At 71.8% G+C, this 18,351-nt stretch carries 16 protein-coding genes; 3 read left to right on the forward strand and 13 right to left on the reverse strand.

Translation table 11 applies throughout. From position 1 onward, the window contains the following. Positions 1-94: 94 nt before the first annotated feature. From ORI94_RS35330 to ORI94_RS16335, 7 genes are all read right to left on the reverse strand, one after another. Positions 95-1,033, reverse strand: a complete 939-nt coding sequence (locus ORI94_RS35330; protein ID WP_323056064.1) for an ester cyclase — start codon at positions 1,031-1,033, stop codon at positions 95-97. After that, on the reverse strand, positions 930-1,853 hold the full coding sequence (locus ORI94_RS16310) for a hypothetical protein (RefSeq protein WP_266075923.1): 924 nt from the start codon (positions 1,851-1,853) through the stop codon (positions 930-932). Before ORI94_RS16310 ends, ORI94_RS35330 begins: the two co-directional genes overlap by 104 nt. Before the next feature lie 272 nt (positions 1,854-2,125). Next, positions 2,126-2,911 (reverse strand): HpcH/HpaI aldolase family protein, encoded by a 786-nt coding sequence (locus ORI94_RS16315; protein ID WP_266075925.1) that lies wholly within the window; start codon positions 2,909-2,911, stop codon positions 2,126-2,128. Next, on the reverse strand, positions 2,908-3,681 hold the full coding sequence (locus tag ORI94_RS16320; protein ID WP_266075928.1) for an SDR family NAD(P)-dependent oxidoreductase: 774 nt from the start codon (positions 3,679-3,681) through the stop codon (positions 2,908-2,910). The genes ORI94_RS16315 and ORI94_RS16320 overlap by 4 nt, the downstream gene beginning before the upstream one ends. Beyond that, entirely contained in the window at positions 3,678-4,988 is a 1,311-nt protein-coding gene (hisD, locus tag ORI94_RS16325; protein ID WP_266075930.1) for a histidinol dehydrogenase, read from the reverse strand. Before hisD (ORI94_RS16325) ends, ORI94_RS16320 begins: the two co-directional genes overlap by 4 nt. Positions 4,989-5,041: 53 nt before the next feature. After that, complete coding sequence (locus ORI94_RS16330) at positions 5,042-5,788, reverse strand: alpha/beta fold hydrolase (RefSeq protein ID WP_266075933.1); 747 nt, start codon at positions 5,786-5,788, stop codon at positions 5,042-5,044. A 5-nt stretch (positions 5,789-5,793) separates the two neighbouring features. Then, a complete protein-coding gene (locus tag ORI94_RS16335; RefSeq protein WP_266075935.1) occupies positions 5,794-6,933 on the reverse strand; it encodes a cupin domain-containing protein in 1,140 nt (379 codons plus the stop codon). Positions 6,934-7,144: 211 nt separating this feature from the next. On the opposite strand from ORI94_RS16335, the gene ORI94_RS16340 reads away from it, so the two are divergent. Then, positions 7,145-8,143, forward strand: a complete 999-nt coding sequence (locus ORI94_RS16340; protein ID WP_266075937.1) for a LacI family DNA-binding transcriptional regulator — start codon at positions 7,145-7,147, stop codon at positions 8,141-8,143. 234 nt (positions 8,144-8,377) lie between these two features. On the opposite strand, the gene hisD (ORI94_RS16345) is transcribed toward ORI94_RS16340, so the two are convergent. Next, complete coding sequence (gene hisD, locus ORI94_RS16345; protein ID WP_266075939.1) at positions 8,378-9,739, reverse strand: histidinol dehydrogenase; 1,362 nt, start codon at positions 9,737-9,739, stop codon at positions 8,378-8,380. 118 nt (positions 9,740-9,857) lie between these two features. Beyond that, complete coding sequence (locus ORI94_RS16350; RefSeq protein WP_266075941.1) at positions 9,858-10,769, reverse strand: LysR family transcriptional regulator; 912 nt, start codon at positions 10,767-10,769, stop codon at positions 9,858-9,860. 223 nt (positions 10,770-10,992) lie between these two features. Between ORI94_RS16350 and ORI94_RS16355 the strand changes: the two genes are divergently transcribed. Next, positions 10,993-11,868: a carbon-nitrogen hydrolase family protein gene (locus tag ORI94_RS16355; RefSeq protein ID WP_266075943.1), complete on the forward strand. Its 876-nt coding sequence runs from the start codon at positions 10,993-10,995 to the stop codon at positions 11,866-11,868. A 121-nt stretch (positions 11,869-11,989) separates the two neighbouring features. Here the strand turns inward: ORI94_RS16355 and ORI94_RS16360 are convergent, their stop codons facing one another. From ORI94_RS16360 to ORI94_RS16375, 4 genes are all read right to left on the reverse strand, one after another. Continuing rightward, positions 11,990-13,681, reverse strand: a complete 1,692-nt coding sequence (locus ORI94_RS16360) for an alpha-amylase family glycosyl hydrolase (protein WP_266075945.1) — start codon at positions 13,679-13,681, stop codon at positions 11,990-11,992. 108 nt (positions 13,682-13,789) lie between these two features. Next, positions 13,790-14,638: a carbohydrate ABC transporter permease gene (locus tag ORI94_RS16365; RefSeq protein WP_266075947.1), complete on the reverse strand. Its 849-nt coding sequence runs from the start codon at positions 14,636-14,638 to the stop codon at positions 13,790-13,792. After that, on the reverse strand, positions 14,635-15,630 hold the full coding sequence (locus ORI94_RS16370; RefSeq protein WP_266075949.1) for a carbohydrate ABC transporter permease: 996 nt from the start codon (positions 15,628-15,630) through the stop codon (positions 14,635-14,637). Before ORI94_RS16370 ends, ORI94_RS16365 begins: the two co-directional genes overlap by 4 nt. Further along, positions 15,627-16,955: an extracellular solute-binding protein gene (locus tag ORI94_RS16375; protein WP_266075951.1), complete on the reverse strand. Its 1,329-nt coding sequence runs from the start codon at positions 16,953-16,955 to the stop codon at positions 15,627-15,629. The genes ORI94_RS16370 and ORI94_RS16375 overlap by 4 nt, the downstream gene beginning before the upstream one ends. 167 nt (positions 16,956-17,122) lie before the next feature. Here ORI94_RS16375 and ORI94_RS16380 point away from each other — a divergent pair, with 167 nt between their 5' ends. Continuing rightward, positions 17,123-18,208: a LacI family DNA-binding transcriptional regulator gene (locus ORI94_RS16380; RefSeq protein ID WP_323056058.1), complete on the forward strand. Its 1,086-nt coding sequence runs from the start codon at positions 17,123-17,125 to the stop codon at positions 18,206-18,208. Positions 18,209-18,351 lie beyond the last annotated feature (143 nt).

The raw sequence follows: 18,351 nt of genomic DNA on the forward strand, positions 1-18,351 counted from the left end.
GGCGGCGCCCCCCCCCCCCCCGGCGCGGGCCCCCCCCGCCCCCCCCGCCCCCCCCCCCCCCCCCCCCACGACCGGGTGCCGGGCGTCGGGAAGCTCAGTAGATGTTGGCCGCGACCTCGGGGCCGTCCCCGCGCCCCGCGTTGATCTGCGCGTGCAGCGAGATCTCGTCGTAGACGCGGACCTCCTTCACGATGCGGCCCTCCTGGATCAGGAACTGCGAGACGCCGAGCACCGTGACCGGCCGCCCGGTGAGGGGGCCGAAGGCCGGGATGCCGCGGTAGGTGCCGTGCATGGTCCACAGGACGGCCACGCGCAGGCCCGCGTACCGCGGGGAGTGGTTCGCCTGGATGTCGCGGACGGCGAACCGTGCGTCGGGGAAGGGTCCGACCATGGTGAGGAGGTCACTCTGGTAGCGCTCGGGGCGGATGACGGTGTGGTCGCCGATCGTGTGCAGGAACAGGTCGCGATCCATGAAGTCCTTGACCTTGTTCAGTTGGCGCTGCGTCCACACCTCCTCGATGAACTCGAGCACCATCTCGCACTCGGGGCGGAACTCGTCCGGACGTGTACCGCTGGCCCCGGCCAGCAGCACGTCGTTCGGCGGCTCCTCGAGCATGGAGCCGCTGTACCCCTGGAAGGTCAGCTCGCGGGCCGCCTCGGCCGGGTCCAGGCCGCTCTGCAGGCAGTCGGCCAGATCATCGCGCACCACCCACTCCTCGACCATCCGGCCGCGTCGGTACAGACAGTTGGCCACGGTGCGCTTGCGGATGCGGACGAGGCGACCGTCCACGAGGTGCTCGTCGGCGGAGAAGACCAGGTGGGAGCTGAGGAAGGCGTCCTCGCCGCGCGCCTCCCACACCACGTCCTCCGCCTGGCCGATGTGGCCCGGCGTGCTGCCCATGCGGATGGTGCTGCCTTCGATGACACCGTCACGGCCGACGACGGTGCCGAGGCTGGTGTGCACGATCGAGTCGTGCTCGTAGTTGTCGACGATGTAGGCGATGTCGCGGTCGACCCAGATGCGGTCGGTCACCTCGCGGATGAAGTCGTCCGGGTCCTTGTAGGGGAGGTAGGCGACGGGGTCGAGAGGCATGGTACTTCCGTTCCGGTAGTGTGGTGAATACGTATGTAACTGGATGGCCGGGAGGGTAGCGGGGAAGGCCGTCTGGCGGGTCGCCGGGATCGGGTTTCCCGCCGCGTCGGCGGGCGAACTCGTCCGCGCCCAGGTGGCTCCGGTACGTCTCCGTCATGAAGGCGCTCACGACGACCAGGGCCGGGAGGGCGTCCACCGCCAGGTAGGCCCGGACGGTGTGGATGGTGTCGAAAGTGTCGACCAGCAGTGTCGCGGCGAACGGCGCGAGGCCCATGAGGATGGAGAACGAGCTGTTGTACGCGAGGGCGATGGCGCTGAACCGGGCGCGGGTGGAGAGGAGTTCGGCCGCACGGACGGTGACGATGCCCGCGAGGGAGAACTCCGGCACGATGTGGATGAGCCGGCTGGCCGCGGCCGCCCCGAAGGCGGCGTGCTCGTCGGCCCGGAAGGCGACCGGGACCAGTACGATGCACGCGATGGAGCCGGTGTCCGGCATCGGCCTGCGCCCGTGCCCACGATGGGTCCACGGCAGTGTCCTCCTGCGGCCGACCCGGCCGCCCCGGCGGCCCACGAGGGTGCCGCCGGGCGGGCGGGACAGGCAGGCGACGGCGGTGATCGCGTACGTGCCCAGCACCGCCACGGCCTTGTCGCGCTCGGGGAGGAACGCCGGGGCCGTGATCGGTGCCATGCAGCCGTACAGGCCGTAGTCGAACTGCTCGGCGAGATCGCCGATGCTGCCGGCGCCGACGGCTCGGCGCATCGCCTTCCGCTGGTGCGGGTCGGCCCGGGGAGGGCCGGGGGTACTGCGGTGGACATGGCTCCTCCGGTCGCGCGGGATGGGAGCGAGAGTGCATACGTATGAATTGATCGTGCGTGCTAAGGGTCTGTTTGCGGGGGTGGCAAGGGACTGCGCGGGAAGATGTGACAGCCGCGGAAGGCGGCAGCCGAGCACTCGGCTGCCGCGTCGCGCAGGAGGGCTCGGCGCCCCCGCCATCGGGCGGGGCGCAGGGGGAGGCGGCCCGCCCCGGCCGGTCAGACGGGGTCTTCGGTCACGCTCGCCCTCCCGGGCGCGGCCAGGGAGCGCAGGGTGTACACGAGCACGTGGGCCATGTTGTAGACGATCAGCTGAGCTCCCTGGCGCTCGGCGGCCCTGGCGGCGTCGAGGCTCGGCACGATCGTCATCACCGCGCGTTTGTTGGCCCGCGCCGCGTCGTGTGCCCGGGCGATCAGCCCGTCGAGGACGCCGGGCTCCGGGAAACCGCAGTCCGCGGCCAGGTCGGAGGGCCCCACCAGGACCGCGTCCACTCCGTCGGTACCGGCGATGGCGTCGGCGTCGTCGCAGGCGCGCCGCGTCTCGATCATCGTCACGACCAGGGTTCCACGGGAGGCGGCCACATGGTCGGTCGCCGTGACCGTGCCGAACAGGCCCGCTCTGCTGTAGGTGGCGAAACCCCGTTCCCCCCACGGCGGGTAGTGGCTGGCGGCCACCGCCCGCCGGGCGTCCTCGCGGCTGTCAACGTGCGGGTGGATCAGCCCGGCGGCGCCCAGATCGAGGCAGCGCAGCGCGAGCGCCGGCTCGGCCGAACCCACGCGCACCAGAACGTCGATCCCGTGCGCCGCCGCGGCCGTGAGGTGGTGCTGGAGCAGCACCGTGTCGGCCGGCCCGTGCTCGCAGTCGATGACGACATAGTCCAGTCCCGCGACCCCCGCCATCTCCACCAGCGTCTCCGAGGGGAGCCGCAGCAGGGCACCCCGCAGCTGCTCGCCGTCCGCCAGACGCTGTTTGAGGCTGCGGTGCGGTGTGCTCCGCCCCGTCACCGTGCCACCATCCCCGCGGAGAGGTCGATGTCGGCCCCGCACAGTCCACGCATGCGCAGCATCGCGCTGACGGCCTCGCCCACCTCGTCCTCGGTGACCATCCGTCCCAGGGCGGAGCGTGCGACGAACGTCTGCTCGGCCTGTGCGTAGGTGCTGCCGGTGCGCTCTGCCTCCAGACGGAAGTTGCGCTCCATGCGTGGCCCCGCAACGGGTCCGGGGGACAGGGAGTTGACCGTGACACCCAGTGGTCCGGCCTCGCCGGCCAGGGTGGCCGTGAGGCCGATGACCGCCATTTTCGACGCGCAGTACGGGGTGCGTCGCAGCAGCGGGCGCTTGCCCGACACCGAGGCGATGTTGACGATGTCGCCCGCGCCGCGCCCGGTCATGGCGGGCAGGAAGGCCCGGCACATCAGGAACACCCCGCGCACGTTCACGTCGAAGACCTCGTCCCAGTCCCGTGGGGTGATCTCGGTCAACGGGGCCACCGGGCCGGCGATCCCGGCGTTGTTGACCAGGATCGATATCTCCTCACCGGCCAGGCTCCGGGCGAGCCCGTCCACGTCGTCGGGACGAGAGACGTCGCAGACGCGGTGCGATACCTGTGGGCCGAGCCGCGACGCGGTCTGTTTCAGCGTGGTCCCGTCGCGGCCCGTGATCACGATCCGGGCCCCGTCGGCGAGCAGGGAGCGTGTGATGGCCCGGCCGAGCCCACTGCCTCCCCCGGTGACGAGCGCGGTGCGGCCGGCCAGCGGTGCGGTGCGGCCGCTCATGCCACGCCCTCCTCGTTCCACGGCAAGGTGCCCTTGCCGTACTTGGCGGCGCGGACGTCACCGGAGCGGGCGTGGCCCTCGAAGAGCTCGACACGCGCGGCCCTGCCGCACACCCCGCCGAGCAGCGCGGAGGACGCGGTGTCGGTGACCTCCTGGTACGTCACCGTCTTGAGGTACTTGCCGACCCACAGTCCACCGGTGTGGCGGGCGGCGCCACGGGTGGGCAGGACGTGGTTGGTGCCGATGACCTTGTCGCCGTAGGAGACGCAGGTGCCTTCGCCGAGGAAGAGCGCACCGTAGTCCCGCATCTTCGCGAGCGCCTGGCGCGGGTTCTCGGTCAGCACCTCCACGTGCTCGCTGGCGTAGGAGTCGGCGAGCACGAAGGCCTCGTCGAGGGTGTCGGTCACCACGATCTCGCCGTGGTCGCGCCAGGCCGGTGCGGCGAAGTCCCGGGTGGGCATGCCTGGCAGCAGGCGCTCGACGTGCCGCTCGACCTCGCGGCCCAGCTCTTCGGACGTGGTGACCAGTACGGCGGGGGAGTCCGGTCCGTGCTCCGCCTGCGACAGCAGGTCGACGGCCACCACGAACGGGTCCGCGTGCTCGTCGGCGATCACCAGGATCTCGGTCGGCCCGGCGAACAGGTCGATGCCGACCTCGCCGAACAACTGCCGCTTGGCCTCAGCCACGTACGCGTTGCCCGGGCCCGCGAGCATGGGGACGCGCCCGATGGTCTCGGTCCCCACGGCCAGTGCCGCGACGGCCTGGACGCCGCCCAGCAGGTAGATCTCGTCGGCGCCCGCGAGGTGCATCGCCGCGACCGTCGCGGTGGGGATCTCGCCCCGGATGGGCGGGGTGCAGGCGGCGACGCGGGGGACGCCCGCCACCTTGGCGGTCACGATCGTCATGTGGGCGGACGCGGTCAGCGGGTAGCGGCCGCCGGGCACGTACGCGCCGACGCCGGACACGGGAATGTGCCGGTGGCCGAGGTGGACGCCGGGCAGCGTCTCGATCTCGACGTCACCCAGCGCGTCACGCTGGGCCTGGGCGAAGGTGCGGACCTGCTGCTGCACGAAGCGGATGTCGTCCAGGACCGTCCCGGGCACCTGGGAGACGATCCGCTGGATCTCGTCGGGAGTCAGGCGGAACGATCCGGGGCTCCAGTTGTCGAACTTCTCGGAGTACTGGCGGACCGCCTCGTCGCCGCGTCGGCGGATGTCGTCGAGAATGACGTGGACGCGCTCGGCGACATCGGCCCGGGCCGCGGTCACGTGCGCGGCGGGCACGGGGGACTTGAGGTGTCGGGGCATGACGGCTCTCTTCCACTGCGGGTGAAGGGGCAGGGGGCACGTGCGGGAGGCGTTCAGGGGGTGGCGTCCGCGGCGCTCGCGGGTGCCGTGCGGGCGGCGGCTGTGACCAGTTCGCGCAGCGCGGCCGTCACCGCCTCGGGCCGTTGCCACGGCAGCAGGTGTCCCGCGTCGGGCAGCAGCGTCAGGAGGGCTCCGGGGACCGAGTCAGCGATCGCCCGGTGGAAGGCGGGCGGGCACAGTGTGTCGCGCGCTCCGGCCAGGACGACGGTGGGGCAGCGGGCTGTCCGCAGTACGTCGGCCGCGTCCGTGCGGGTCGCCTGCGCGGCAAGCTGGGCGCGGGCGGCGGTGGCGCCCACGGCGTGTGCCATGGCGCGGTAACGCCGTGCGACCTCGGGCGTCGGGCTCCGGCCGGGGAACATGTCGGGCAGCGTGCGCTCGACGACGTCCGTGAACCGGCCCGCCGCGATCAGCTCGTCCATCTCCCGCCAGGCCGCGTACTGCTCGGGGCGCGGCGCACCCGCGTTGGTCGCCATCACGCACAGGCCCGCGACACGCTGGGGCGCGCGGCGCAGCACCTCGAAGCCGACGATGGCCCCCAGGCTGAGCCCGACGAACACGAGCGGGCCCAAAACCGTGGCGAGCACGTCCTCGGCGAGCGCGCCGATGTCCGCTCGCCGCAGCGGAACGTGGTGGACGTCGTGGCCTTCGGGAAAGCCGACGTCACGCCACAGGCTCGCGTCGCAGAGCATCCCGGGCACGACGACGAGCGGCAGCGGACCGGCCATGTCCTCGTTCGGCACGCCGGTCACCAGGAGCGTGCGGAGCGGGGCAGCAACGCGTACGGGGCGACGTACCCGTTGTGGTCGATGCCCAGGCCCGCCTCCGCCGCGCTCTTGAGGACCTCGTCGTCCCACTCCAGACGGACCCGTCCGTCACCGGAGTTGACCACGAGGAGGTCTCCCCGCTCGTCGCCGACGTTGCGTACGGTGCGCCAGGCGTCCTGCGGGACGGAGAGCATGTCACGGGGACCGAGACGCACCGACACGGGGTCGGTGCGGTTGAGGGTGATCTCCCACAGGCCGTCCTTCACGATCAGGGTCTGGGTCTCGTGCTGGCGGTGCGGTGAGATGCCCTGCCCGGGGTCGGCGCGGAGCCAGGCGACGTTGTGCCCGTGCGGATTGAAGACGCGGGGCTCCTGGTGCGGGTCCTCGGTCATGCCGTAACCGATGACGCAGCTCAGACGGGCGCCGCCGCCGGGCAGGGTGCTGTCGAGGAAGGGGTGCTCGGAGAACACCAGCTCGTCCGCGGCGGCGATGCGGCGCCTCATCTCCTCGGGGGTGTAGCGCCGCAGACGGTCGATGTGCTCCTGGGCCAGGGGGCCGACGAGTTCGGTCTCCGGCGGCAGGGCGTCGCCGGAGACGGTGTCGATGAGCTCGTTGGCGGCGGTGAGGTACAGGCCGTGCTCTTGCGCCTCCCGCAGGACCGACGGGCCCCAGACGATGCCGCCGGTGTCGTCCATGCCCAGCACGGTGAACAGCCAGCCGTCGTCCGGGCCCGTGTTGGTGAATCCGCGGAAGATCCAGGTCGGGACGGAGGCGGTGTCACCGGCTCTGAGCGTGAGTTCGCCCTCGGTGCCGTCGACACCCCAGCGCAGCAGGTACTCGCCCTCGGTGCAGATGAACACCTCGGCCGTGTAGTGGAGGTGCAGGTTGTTGGTGATGCCGTGCGGCATGGCGGCGGCGCCGATGTTGTAGCCGTGCGGCAGACGGAGGTTGACGTGCTGTTCGGCGGCCTGCGAGACGCCCGGCCCGATCATCGCGTAGTTCTCCTTGCGATCCGAACCGGGCGTGCGGCAGTCGATGAAGGCCTGGTTGCAGGAGACGAAGTCGCTGCGGCGCACCGTACGGCGGGCCAGCTCGCTGGGGGTTACGACGGCATCGGGCATGTCCGCTCCTCGCCTGTGAATACGTATGTACTCCATGACAGGCTCCGGATGGGGGGATGTCAAGAGGAATGACCGAGGTCGTGGTGGGCGAATCGGATGTCATAAGACGGAGCAGACGGCATGCGGGCGACCCGGCGACCCGTATGTCGGCATACGTATACTGGCTGGGGTGCGCCATCGGGTGGCGCCGCCGGGGACGAGGAGAGAGCCGATGGGGATCACCAGTCACGACGTGGCCAGACTGGCCGGTGTCTCGCAGCCCACGGTCTCCCGCGCGCTGCGCGACGACCCCCGCGTGTCCCAGGCCACCCGCGAGAAGGTCAAGCGCGCCGCCCGGGCGCTGAACTACGTGCCGAGCGAGGCCGGACGCACCCTCTCGACGCGTGCCACACGGCGGGTCGGCGTCATCGTCACCGACCTGACGAACCCGTTCTACCCGCATGTCATCGCCCCGCTCCACGACGAACTGAGCAGTCTCGGCTACCGCATGATGCTGATCACGGAGCGGTCCGACGAGGCGGTCGCCGAGGAGAGGCTGCTGGATCAGTCGATGGACGGCGTCGTCCTCGCGACCGCCACCACCGACTCCCGCCTGCCCGCCCGGCTCGAGCGCCGCGGCACGCCCTACGTCTTCCTCAACCGCGACACCGGCCGGGCCGGCGACTTCGCCTCCGTCGTCGACAACGAGGGCGGCGGGCGGCTCGTCGCCCGGGAACTCGTGGCCCTCGGGCACCGGCGCATCGCCGGCGTCTTCGGCGCGGCCAACACCACCACGGGGCGCGAGCGCGAAATGGGCTTCCGGCTGGCTCTCGCCGAAGCGGGCGTGGGGCTGCCGGAGGACCGGGTGGTGCGCGGAGCGTTCGAGTACGACACCGGCTACCGGGCGCTGCCCGCCCTGCTCGAGACGGACGAGGCACCCACGGCGGTGTTCTGCGGCAACGACGTCGTCGCCATCGGTGTCCTGAACGCGGCCCTCGCGGCCGGTGTCAAGGTCCCTGACGACCTCACCGTCATCGGCTTCGACGACCTTCCGATGGCCGCCTGGGAGGTCTTCCGGCTCACCACCGTCCGGCACGACCTGCGGGAGCTGTCGCGCCAGGCGGCGCGCCTGCTGGTCCGGCGGATCGCCAAGGACGTCGATCCGGCCGGAGAGCGCCTGGTCCTGCCGACCGAGTTCGTCCCCCGCGCCACCCACGCCCACGCCCGCTGACCCGTCACGGCCTGGGCGCCGTCGGCTCCGGCGTCCGCTACGTGTCCCGGGGCGGCCCCGTCGCCGCGGTCTGCCTGCCGCCGCTGCGTGATCAGGGCGTCGGACGGTTTGCGCCGTCCGGAGGCGCGGGCGGCGCGGACCGTCGGCGGGCCGGGGCACCCGGAACGAGCCGACAGGGGAAGTGGTGTGTCAGGCGCACCGGCGGACACGTGCCGCCGCCCGCGACGCGAGGGATCAGAGCTGGTCGCGCAGGGCGGCCGGGATGTCGTCGAACGCGCCGGACGTCCGTCCGATCCGGTCGATGCGGAGTGTCGCGGTGGCGCCGTGGGCCGCCAGCCCCTCGAATGCCGAGACGCGCTCGACGGCGGGTGCCAGGAACGCGGTCCCCTCCTTCGACGCGCGCTGGTACGTCAGCGGCTTCAGGAACCGGGAGACGGAGAGCCCCGCGTTGTAGCGGGCGGTCCTGCCCGTGGGCAGCACGTGGTTGGTGCCGGCGATGCCCTTGTCGGAGTAGGCGACCGTCGACCACGGCCCGATGAACAGCGAGCCGTAGCTGGAGAGGTTCTCGAGGTAGTAGTCGTCGTCCTCGCTCTGGACCTCCAGGTGCTCGGGAGCGATCACGTCGGCCACGGCGACGGCGTCGGCCCGGTCGGCCACCACGATGACGGAACCGAAGTCGCGCCACGCCGGGCCCGCGATGTCCCGGGTGGCCAGGGACTGCAGTTGGCGCTCCATCTCCGCGATCACGGCGCGCCCCTGCCTCTCGGACGTGGTGATCAGGGCCGCGGGGGAGTTGGGGCCGTGCTCGGCCTGGCCCAGCAGGTCCGCCGCGACCCACACCGGGTCGGAACTGTCGTCGGCGATGACGGCGACCTCGGAGGGACCGGCCAGCAGGTCGATGCCGACTCGGCCGAACAGCTGCCGCTTCGCCTCGGTGACGAACGCGTTGCCCGCGCCGACCAGCATGTCGACCGGAGCCTCGCCGAGCAGACCGAAGGCCATCGCTCCGAGCGCCTGGACGCCGCCGAGCGCGAACACCCGATCGGCGCGCGACAGGTGGGCGCCGTACAGCACGGCGGGATGCGCGCCGTGCTCGCCCGACGGGGGAGTGCACGCCAGCACGGTCGGGACCCCGGCCGCCTTCGCCACGTTCACCGTCATGAAGGCACTGGCGAGGAGGGGAAACCGTCCGGCGGGCAGGTACGCGCCGACGCGGGACACGGGAACGTAGCGCTGGCCGGCGGTGACCCCGGGAGCGACCTCGGTCTCGAAGTCCGTCAGGTGCTCGCGCTGCGCGGCGGCGAACCGGTGGGTGCGCTCGTAGCCCATCTCCAGTGCGGTGCGGACGTCCGGGGGCAGGGCGTCCCCCGACTTCTCCAGCTCGGCGGCCGCGACCTCCAGGGCGCCGGACCAGCCGTCCAGCTCCTGAGCGTAGGCGCGCACCGCGTCCATGCCCTTGCGCTCGATCTCCCGCAGCATCTGCGAGACCCGCTCGACCACCGCGGGGTCGCGCTGGGCGGGGGGACCGTCCACGGACGGCTTCTTGAGCCACTGGAACGGGGGAAGGGCCTGTGCTTCGTCGGGCGTGATCTGCATGGTGAGGACGCTAGACGCCGCACTGCCACAGGACCAGAGGGGCCGTTCCTGCCCGAACCACAGGGTTTCCCTGTCGTTCGGTCGGCGGCCCGACCGTGCGCATGTGCCGCCAGACCGATCAGGGGCTGAGGTCGGTACGGAGTTCGCGCAAGGTGTCCTCGGCGATCCTGGCGAGCTCCCGCGTGGCCCGCGACAGCGGGTACCCCCGCCGTTCGACCAGGGCGATCGTGTCGTAGAGGGGTTCGGCGAACGGGGTGGTGTGCAGCCCCGCGGGAAACGCCGGGCCGGTGACCACCGCCCGGCTGGCGATCGTGTCGCCCACCCCGGCGGCCACGAGGCCCAGCACGGCCTCGACATGTTCCAGCTCGATCAGCGGATCGATGCCGACCCCGGCGAACTGAGCCCGCTCCGCAAGCTGCCGCCGGGTGGGGTCCTGCCACCCGTAATGGGCGTCGTAGAGGACCAGGGGTGCCCGGGCGAACTCCTCGATCGTCATCGGCGTGCGGGTTCGTTCCTCGCTCGCGCTGACGAAGAACACCTCGTCACGCAGCAGCGGGGTCACCACCAGCCCTTCGTCGTCGATCGGCAGGACGACCAGGCCCGCCTCGATCCGTCCCGCAGCCACGGCCGCCGCGGTCTCGGCCGAGTTCTGCCCCACGAGCCGGACCCGGACGGAGGGGTACCGGGCGTGGAACATCTGCACGAGGTTGGACAGCAGGTAGTAGTCCGCGTTGCGGAGCACACCGAACGTGGCGGTCCCTCCGCCCAGCGAGCCCAGGGAGCGCACCGCCCGGGTCCCGCTCTCGGCGGCCTCCACCGCCTGCCGGGCGTACGGCAGCAGCTCCTGGCCGGCCGAGGTCAGGGTCAGGGTGCGGCTGCCGCGCGCGAACAACTCGGCATCCAGCTCCGCCTCGAGACGGCGCACCAGTTCGGAGGCCGACGCCTGGGCGATGTCCATGGCCCGCGCCGCCGCGGTGAACGACCCGAGCCGCTCCGCCTCGACGAAGGCCCTCAGCTGGTTGAGGGTCATACGTTGCCTGTGTCCTGTCGAGTCGGTGCATCCGTCTCGCGGACGCGATGATTTTCGTTCTACCACGGTGGTTCGGGGCAGGGGGGCCGGGTGGGCATCGGAGCGGCCCCCCTGGGTTTTCCTGTGGTTGCTGCTGGAGGAGGGGATCTTGTCCCGTGAACGGCACGATGATTGGCTCGGCCGTACCCCCGGACGCCACCGAGTGCGGAAGGCCACCCCCGCGATGACGACCCCCCTGTCGATCGGCCTCGTCCAGACGGCCGCACGCCACCACGCCGCCGACGACCCTGACGCGTTCGCCGCGGACGTACGCCGCGTCACCGGGGCGCATCCCGGCATCCGGCTGCTCGCGTATCCGGAACTGCACCTGTGCGGCCATGAGCCCGGCGAGGATCCCGGGACGGTCATGACCGCGGCGGCCCAGCCGCTGGACGGACCCCGCGGCGCCCGACTGGCGGTCCTCGCTCGCGAACTGGGCATCTGGCTCGTGCCCGGCAGCGTCTACGAACAGGGCGCGGACGGCCGGATCTACAACACGGCCCCCGTCTACTCGCCCGCGGGCGAACGGGTCACGGAGTACCGCAAGATCTTCCCGTGGCGGCCCCACGAGACCACGGCGTCCGGCAGCAGCTTCGTGGTCTTCGACATGGAAGACCACGGACGCGTGGGGTTGACGATCTGCTACGACGCCTGGTTCCCCGAAACCACCCGCCACCTGGCGTGGCAGGGCGCCGACCTCGTACTGAACCTGGTGCGCACGCCCACTGTCGACCGCGCCCAGGAAGTCGTGCTCGCGCAGGCCAACGCGATCGTGAACCAGGTGTTCATGGCCAGCCTCAACGCGGCGGAGCCGGACGGGGTCGGGCGCAGCGTCGTCGTGGACCCCGAGGGGCACGTGCGCGCCGAGGCCGGGCCCGGCCCGGAAGAGGTCCTGACGGACGTGCTCGACCTCGCCGAGGCCCGCCGGGTGCGCACGCGGGGAACCGCGGGCCTCACCCGGGTGTGGGACCCGTTCGCGGACGACCAGCCGCCGCTCGAACTCCCCTTGTACGCGGGCCGGATCGACCCCGGGCGCTGGCGCCGCGGGGCCCGCCCGTGAGTCGGCGGACGTTGCGCCGGCCGCCCGGGCGACCGCTGCCGTCCGGCCGTACGTCCTCCGGCGTCCGGCCGAACGGCGCCGCCGGCCTGCCTCACGACGCGAGGGGCCGGACACCGTGGCCTCAACGGTCAAACGCGGAACCGGTCCGCAGCCAGGCGGTGGTCCACGGGGGGAGCCCGCCACCGGTCAGTGGCCCCGAGGCGAGAAGGACCTTGCCCCGCGGCAGCGGGACGGGCTCACCGGAGAGGTTGCTGACGGTGTGCCAGCCGCCTGCGCGGGCGAAGTGCAGCAGCCCCTGACGGGTTCGCTCCCGCGAGCCGACCCACTCCAGTCCCTCGTCCGCGACCAGCGTGCGGCGCAGCCGCAGGGCCTCGCGGTACAGCTCCAGGAAGGACTCCTTGTCACCGCTTTGCGCGTCCGCCGCGTACTGGCCCCAGTCGGCGGGCTGCGGCAGCCACGATCCACCGGGGCCGAACCCGAAGCTCGTGCCCTCGCCGGTCCACGGCAGCGGTACCCGGCAGCCGTCGCGGCCCTTGACGCGTCCACCGCTGCGGACCCACATGGGGTCCCGCAGGTCCGCGCGGTCCAGGTCGGCGACCTCGGGGAGCCCCAACTCCTCGCCCTGATAGATGTACGCGGCCCCGGGCAGTGCCAGCATCAGCAGCGCCGCGGCGCGCGCCTTGCGCACACCCGTCGGCCGGTCCGGGACCGGTTCCCGGCCGTCGGTGAGCAGCCACGCCTCGATGTCGTGCTTGGTGGAGTCGCCGGGCAGGGCGTAGCGCGAGACATGACGCACCACGTCGTGGTTGGAGAGCACCCAGGTGCTGGTCGCCCCCGCGCGGCGGGCGTCGGCGAGCGCGCTGTCGATGGTGGCGTGCATCTCGGCGGCCTCGAGCCGTGCGCCGAGGAAATCGAAGTTGAACGCCTGCCCCAGTCCGGTCGCGGAGGCGTAGGCCGTACGCCGCGAGGCACGCACCCAGGCTTCGGCCACGGCGAAACGCGGCGGGTCGTACGCGTCGAAGACCTGCCGCCAGCCGCGGTAGATCTCGTGCACCGCGTCGCGGTCCCACAGCGGATGGCTGCCGTCGACCGGCAGGGCGTCGGGCTGGTAACTCAGCTGTTCGCCGAGGTCGCGCAGCGGCGCGCGCAGGTCCTTGGCGAGGCCGTGGGCGACGTCGACGCGGAAACCGGCGACGCCCCGGTCCGACCAGAACCGCAGGGTGTCGTGGAAGTCCTCGCGGACCTCGGGGTTGTCCCAGTTGAAGTCGGGCTGCTGGGGGGCGTAGAGGTGCAGGTACCACTGTCCGTCCGGCACGCGGGTCCAGGCGGGACCGCCGAAGCTGGAGGGCCAGTCGGTGGGCGGCAGTTCACCGTCCTCCCCCCGGCCGTCGCGGAAGACATAGCGCTCGCGGGCGGCTGAGCCGGGCGCGGCCGCGAGCGCCTCCTGGAACCAGACGTGCTGGTCGGAGGAGTGGTTGGGGACGATGTCAACCATGATCTTCAGGCCGAGCCGGTCGGCCGCGGCGACCATCGCGTCGAAGTCGTCGAGGGTGCCGAGCCGGGGGTCGACGTCGCGGTGGTCGGCGACGTCGTAGCCGCCGTCGGCGAGCTGTGAGGGATAGAACGGGCTCAGCCAGACGGCGTCCACACCGAGGTCCGCGAGATGGGGCAGACGGGAGGTGACGCCGGGGATGTCACCGATTCCGTCGCCGTCGGAGTCGGCGAAACTGCGAGGGTAGACCTGGTAGACGACGGCCTGCCGCCACCAGTCCGCGTCGTGAGGGGAGAGGGCGGGGGAGTCGTGGTGGGGCATCTGTGAACCTCTCGGGCGCGTGCCCAGGGTGGGTGCGGGTGTACGGACAGGCGGAGGTGACGGCCGGAGCCGGCCGTCACCCGGGAACAGGGCTTCGTGCGGGGCCGCTCAGCCCTTCACGGCACCGGTGGTCATGCCGGAGACGACCGACCGGCGGAAGATCAGCACCAGGACCGCGATCGGCACGGTGGCCACCATCGCGCCGGCGAAGATCACGCCGTACGGGACCTGGTACTGGCTGGTGAACAGCGCGATGCCGACGGAGACGGTGCGGCGGTCGTCGGAACCGTTGAACGTGAGCGCGAGCAGGAACTCCGACCAGGTCGCGGTGAAGGAGAACACACCGGCCGTGAACAGCCCCGGCCGGGCCAGCGGCAGGATCACCGTCAGGGCGGTACGCAGGGGGCCGGCGCCGTCGACGACGGCGGCCTCCTCCAGCTCGCCCGGAATGCCGCTGAGGTAGTTGCGCATGATCCAGATCGCGAACGGCAGATTCAGCGCCACGTACGGGATGACCAGACCCGGATAGCTGTTGAGCAGCCCGGCCTGGCGCTCCATCAGGAACAGCGGTACGAGCAGGGCGATCGGCGGGAAGACCGACAGCATCAGCAGCGCCGTCATGACGGCCCCGCGCCCGCGCAGCGGCAGCCGGGCGAGGGCGTATCCGGCGAAGAACGCCAGGGACAGGATCAGCGCGGTGGACAGACAGGCCACGACGACGCTGTTGAGGAAGTAGTGGCCGATCCCGTTACGGGTGAACGCGGTCTCGTAGTTGCCGAGGGTGGGATCCTTCGGCAGCAGGGAGGGCGGCGTCGCGCTGATCTCGCCGGGCCCCTTCAGGGAAGCGGACGCCATCCAGAACAGGGGCAGCGTGGCGCACACGGCGATCAGCAGCCCGCCGAGGTTGACGGCATTGACGTAACGGCGCACGCCCGTGCGCGCGACGCGGCGGCTCATGCCCGGCCTCCTTCGTCGACGTGAGCGCGGAAGACGCGCAGGAACAACAGGCAGCAGCCCAGGACCATGGCAGCGGTGGTGACCGCGACGGCGGCGCCGCCTCCGAAGTCGAGATTCTGGAAGAGGATCCGGTACCCGAGGATCGCCACCGACTGGGTGGCCGTGCCCGGGCCGCCCTGGGTCAGCACGAACGGCAGGTCGAAGATCCCGAATGCCTGGAGGATGCGGAAGAGGACCGCGATGGCGACGATGGGCCGCAGTTGCGGCAGCGTGACCTTCCAGAAGGTGGCCCACGCTGTGGCGCCGTCGATCTCGGCGGCTTCGTAGACGTCGCCCGGGATGAGCATCAGGCCGGCGAGAACGACGATGGCGACAAACGGCGTCGTCTTCCACACGTCGACGGTGACCATCGCCGCCATCGCGGGCACCGGCTGCCCGAGAATATCGGGCTGGGTGCCGAACAACTGCTCACACAGCCAGCTCACCGCGCCATAGGTCCCGTTGAACAGGTACGACCACAGCTGTGCGGCAATCACGTTGATCAGCGCCCAGGGCAGCAGAAGCAGGGCGAGGATCCAGCCGCGGGCGGCGCCGAGCCGCTCCAGGACGAGCGCCGTGAGCGTTCCGAGAACCAGCTCGATGGAGACCGAGACGATGGTGAAGCCCAGCGTGAACGCCAGGGCCCGGTACCACTCGGGGTGCGTCAGGAGCGCCTCGTAGTGAGCGAGGGTGGGCGAGCCGAACCGCAGGCCACCGTACTCGAGCCGGACCTCGCAGAACGACAGCGCCACCGAGAAGACGACGGGAAACACCGTCACCGCGGCGACGACCAGAAGTGCGGGGGAGGCGAACAGCCACCCGGCACGGGCGCGACGGCGGGCGGCGGAGCCAGGGGGCGTGCTCGGCGACTTCCGCGAAGCCCCGGCGCGCGCACCGCCGCCCTCGCCTTTCGACGGCGTCCCCGACGTCTTCGTGTGCGGTACGGAACTCACAGCGCTTTTCCTTCCAGGGCCGTACGCAGCCCCTCGCGTGCGGCGCGGACGCCGTCCGCGGGGGAGAGGCTGCCGCGCACGACCGCGTTCGCCGGGGTGTACAGCGCCTTGCTGACCTGCGGGTAGTACGGCGTCTGCACGGGCCGGGCGACGAGTCGCAGGTCGGCGGCGCGCAAGACGGTCGGGTCGCCGGCGGCGCGCGCCTCCGGACCGTCGAGCACGGAGGTCATCGCGGGGATGACACCGGCTTCCCGGGCGAGCAGGCGCTGCACCTCGCCCCCGGCGCAGAACCGGGCGAACTCCACGGCGGCGCCCAGCTCCTGGGAGCTGGGGTTGACGAAATTGCTCCAGCCGCCGGCGCAGGAGACGCCGGAGCGGCCGGTGCCCTCGAAGCCCGGGCGCGGCGCTGCTCCGATCTTCCCGGCGACGCGGGAGACCTCGGGGGTGCTCGCGTTGACCCAGGCGTACGACCAGTTGCGCAGGAACAGTCCGCGCCCGTTGACGAAGGCGTCCTGCGAGTCCGATTCCTGATACGTGACCACGGTGGAGGGCGTGACCTCGCGGGCAGTGAACTCGGCCATCAGCGAGAACGCCCGCTCCGCCTCCGCGCCGCCCAGTACGGCCCTGCCCCGCCCGTCCAGGACGGCGGCGCCCGCGTCGGCGAGGAATTCGGTGACGTTGGCCGTCAGCGACTCGGTCACCGCCGCCTGCCACAGGAACCCGGCCTCCGTGTCACCGGCCCGCTGCACCGTGCGGGAGGTGTTCAGCAGCTCCTCCCAGCTGCGGGGAACGCGCAGCCCGTGCTTGGCGAGAAGATCCTTGCGGTAGAAGAGGTAGGTGCTGTCGGTGAAGAACGGCACCGCGTAGACCTTGCCCTGATACGCGGAGCCGTTACGCAGGGCCGCCGGGTAGGCGTCCCAGAAGTCGCGCGGGAGGAGCGTCTCCACCGGCAGCGCGAGCGAGGAGTGACCGAACTGCGCGGGCCACGTCGTGTCGCCCAGGTACACGTCGGGCTGGGGAGATCCGCCGGCGAGCTGGGTGGCGATGGCGCTGCGGTTGCCGTCCGAAGTGGACAGCGCGTTGATCTTCGAGACGCGGATACGAGGATGCCGTCGCTCGAAGGCCCGGATGATCAGGTCCGCGACGACGGCACCCCGCCGTGAGGGGATCTCGGAGACCCACCAGGTCAGCCGGGCCGGCTTCCGGGGAACGGTCGCGGCCTGCGCGAGCAGGTCGTCGAGGTCCTTTCCTCCGCAGCCGGCCAGCAGACCCGCCGCGGCGGCGCTCAGGGCGCCCGTCAGCAGTGTTCTGCGGTGCAGGGACATGGCGTGCTCCTCCCCTCTCGAACTGTCTGATGACAGCGCTGTCACCGTAGGGAGTGGCTGAATTGTGTGTCAACGGTCACAACAATGTCATTGCTGGAGGAGCTCTCGTGGCAGCGCTGTCATTCCGTCTGGCCCGGTGAGGCGACCGTTGTGTTAGCGTCCCGCACATGGTGGGTGAAGCCGTTGAGAAGGGGGCCACGCTGGCCGATGTCGCCCAGCGGGCCGGAGTGTCTCCCTCGACCGTCTCGCGCACCCTGCGCGGTCTGTCAACGGTGTCCCCCGCCACCCGGGCGCGCGTGGAAGAGGCGGCGCGCGAGTTGTCGTTCGCGATCTCGCGCAGCGCGTCCAGCCTGGTCACGGGGCGCACGGGCCGGGTCGCCGTGCTCGTACCCAACCTCGACTCCTGGTTCCTGGGCGCGGCGCTCGCCGGTATGGCTCCCGCGCTCAACGCGGTCGGCCTGGACATGCTGGTCTACAGCGTCACCACCGCCGAGCAACGCGCCCAGTTCTTCGACCGCCTGCCGGCCCGCCGCAACGCCGACGCCCTGCTCGTCGTCAGCTTCGCGCTCTCTCCCGAGGAGCGAGCGCGCCTGGACGACCTGGGCATGCCCCTGGTCTTCGTCAGTCAGCACGAACAGGGCAGGGCCGGCGTCTACGTGGACGACGTGGAGGCCGCCCAGCGCGGCACCCGTTACCTGCTCAACCTCGGTCACCGGCGCATCGCCTACCTGGAGCCCGCGGACGCCTCGGGTTTCCGCTGGAGCAGCAGAGCCCGCCTCGACGGGTACCGCACGGCCCTGGCCGAGGCAGGCATCGACCGGGACGAGGACCTCGTCTGCCAGGTCGCCCACTGGCAGGGGCCGAGCCTGGATGCGGCGATGGGGCGGCTGCTCAGTCTCGCGGAGCCCCCCACGGCGATCTTCGCCGAGACGGACGACATCGCCTTCAGGCTTCTCACGGTGCTGCGCGGCGTCAACGTCCCGGTCCCGCAGCGGATGTCGATCCTCGGCTTCGACGGCCACGCGATGGCCGAGCCGTGGGACCTGTCCACGATGGCCCAGCCGGCCCGCCGACTGGGCGAGGCGGCAGCGGAGCTGGCCCACCGCGTGATCCAGGACCCCGAGGCACACCGGGGGCGCCACGTGGTCCTGCCGGTGGAACTCGTCCCGCGGGGCAGCACGGGCCCGGCGCCGCGCCCGCGACCCGGGGACGGGGACGGGGACGGGGACGGGGCTGAGAGTATCTGCCCGTGAAGCGGCGCTCGGCGCGGTGGGACGACATTCGTCACTGGTCGCGTCGAGGCCGCATCGTCGTTCCCGCGGTCACCGACGACCACCTGAGGTCGCCCAGCCCGTGTGCGCCGGGTACCGCGCCACCGACGCCGTGCTCGCTCTCG

The sequence above is a fragment of the Streptomyces sp. NEAU-W12 genome (assembly GCF_026242095.1).
Classification (GTDB): Bacteria; Actinomycetota; Actinomycetes; order Streptomycetales; family Streptomycetaceae; genus Streptomyces.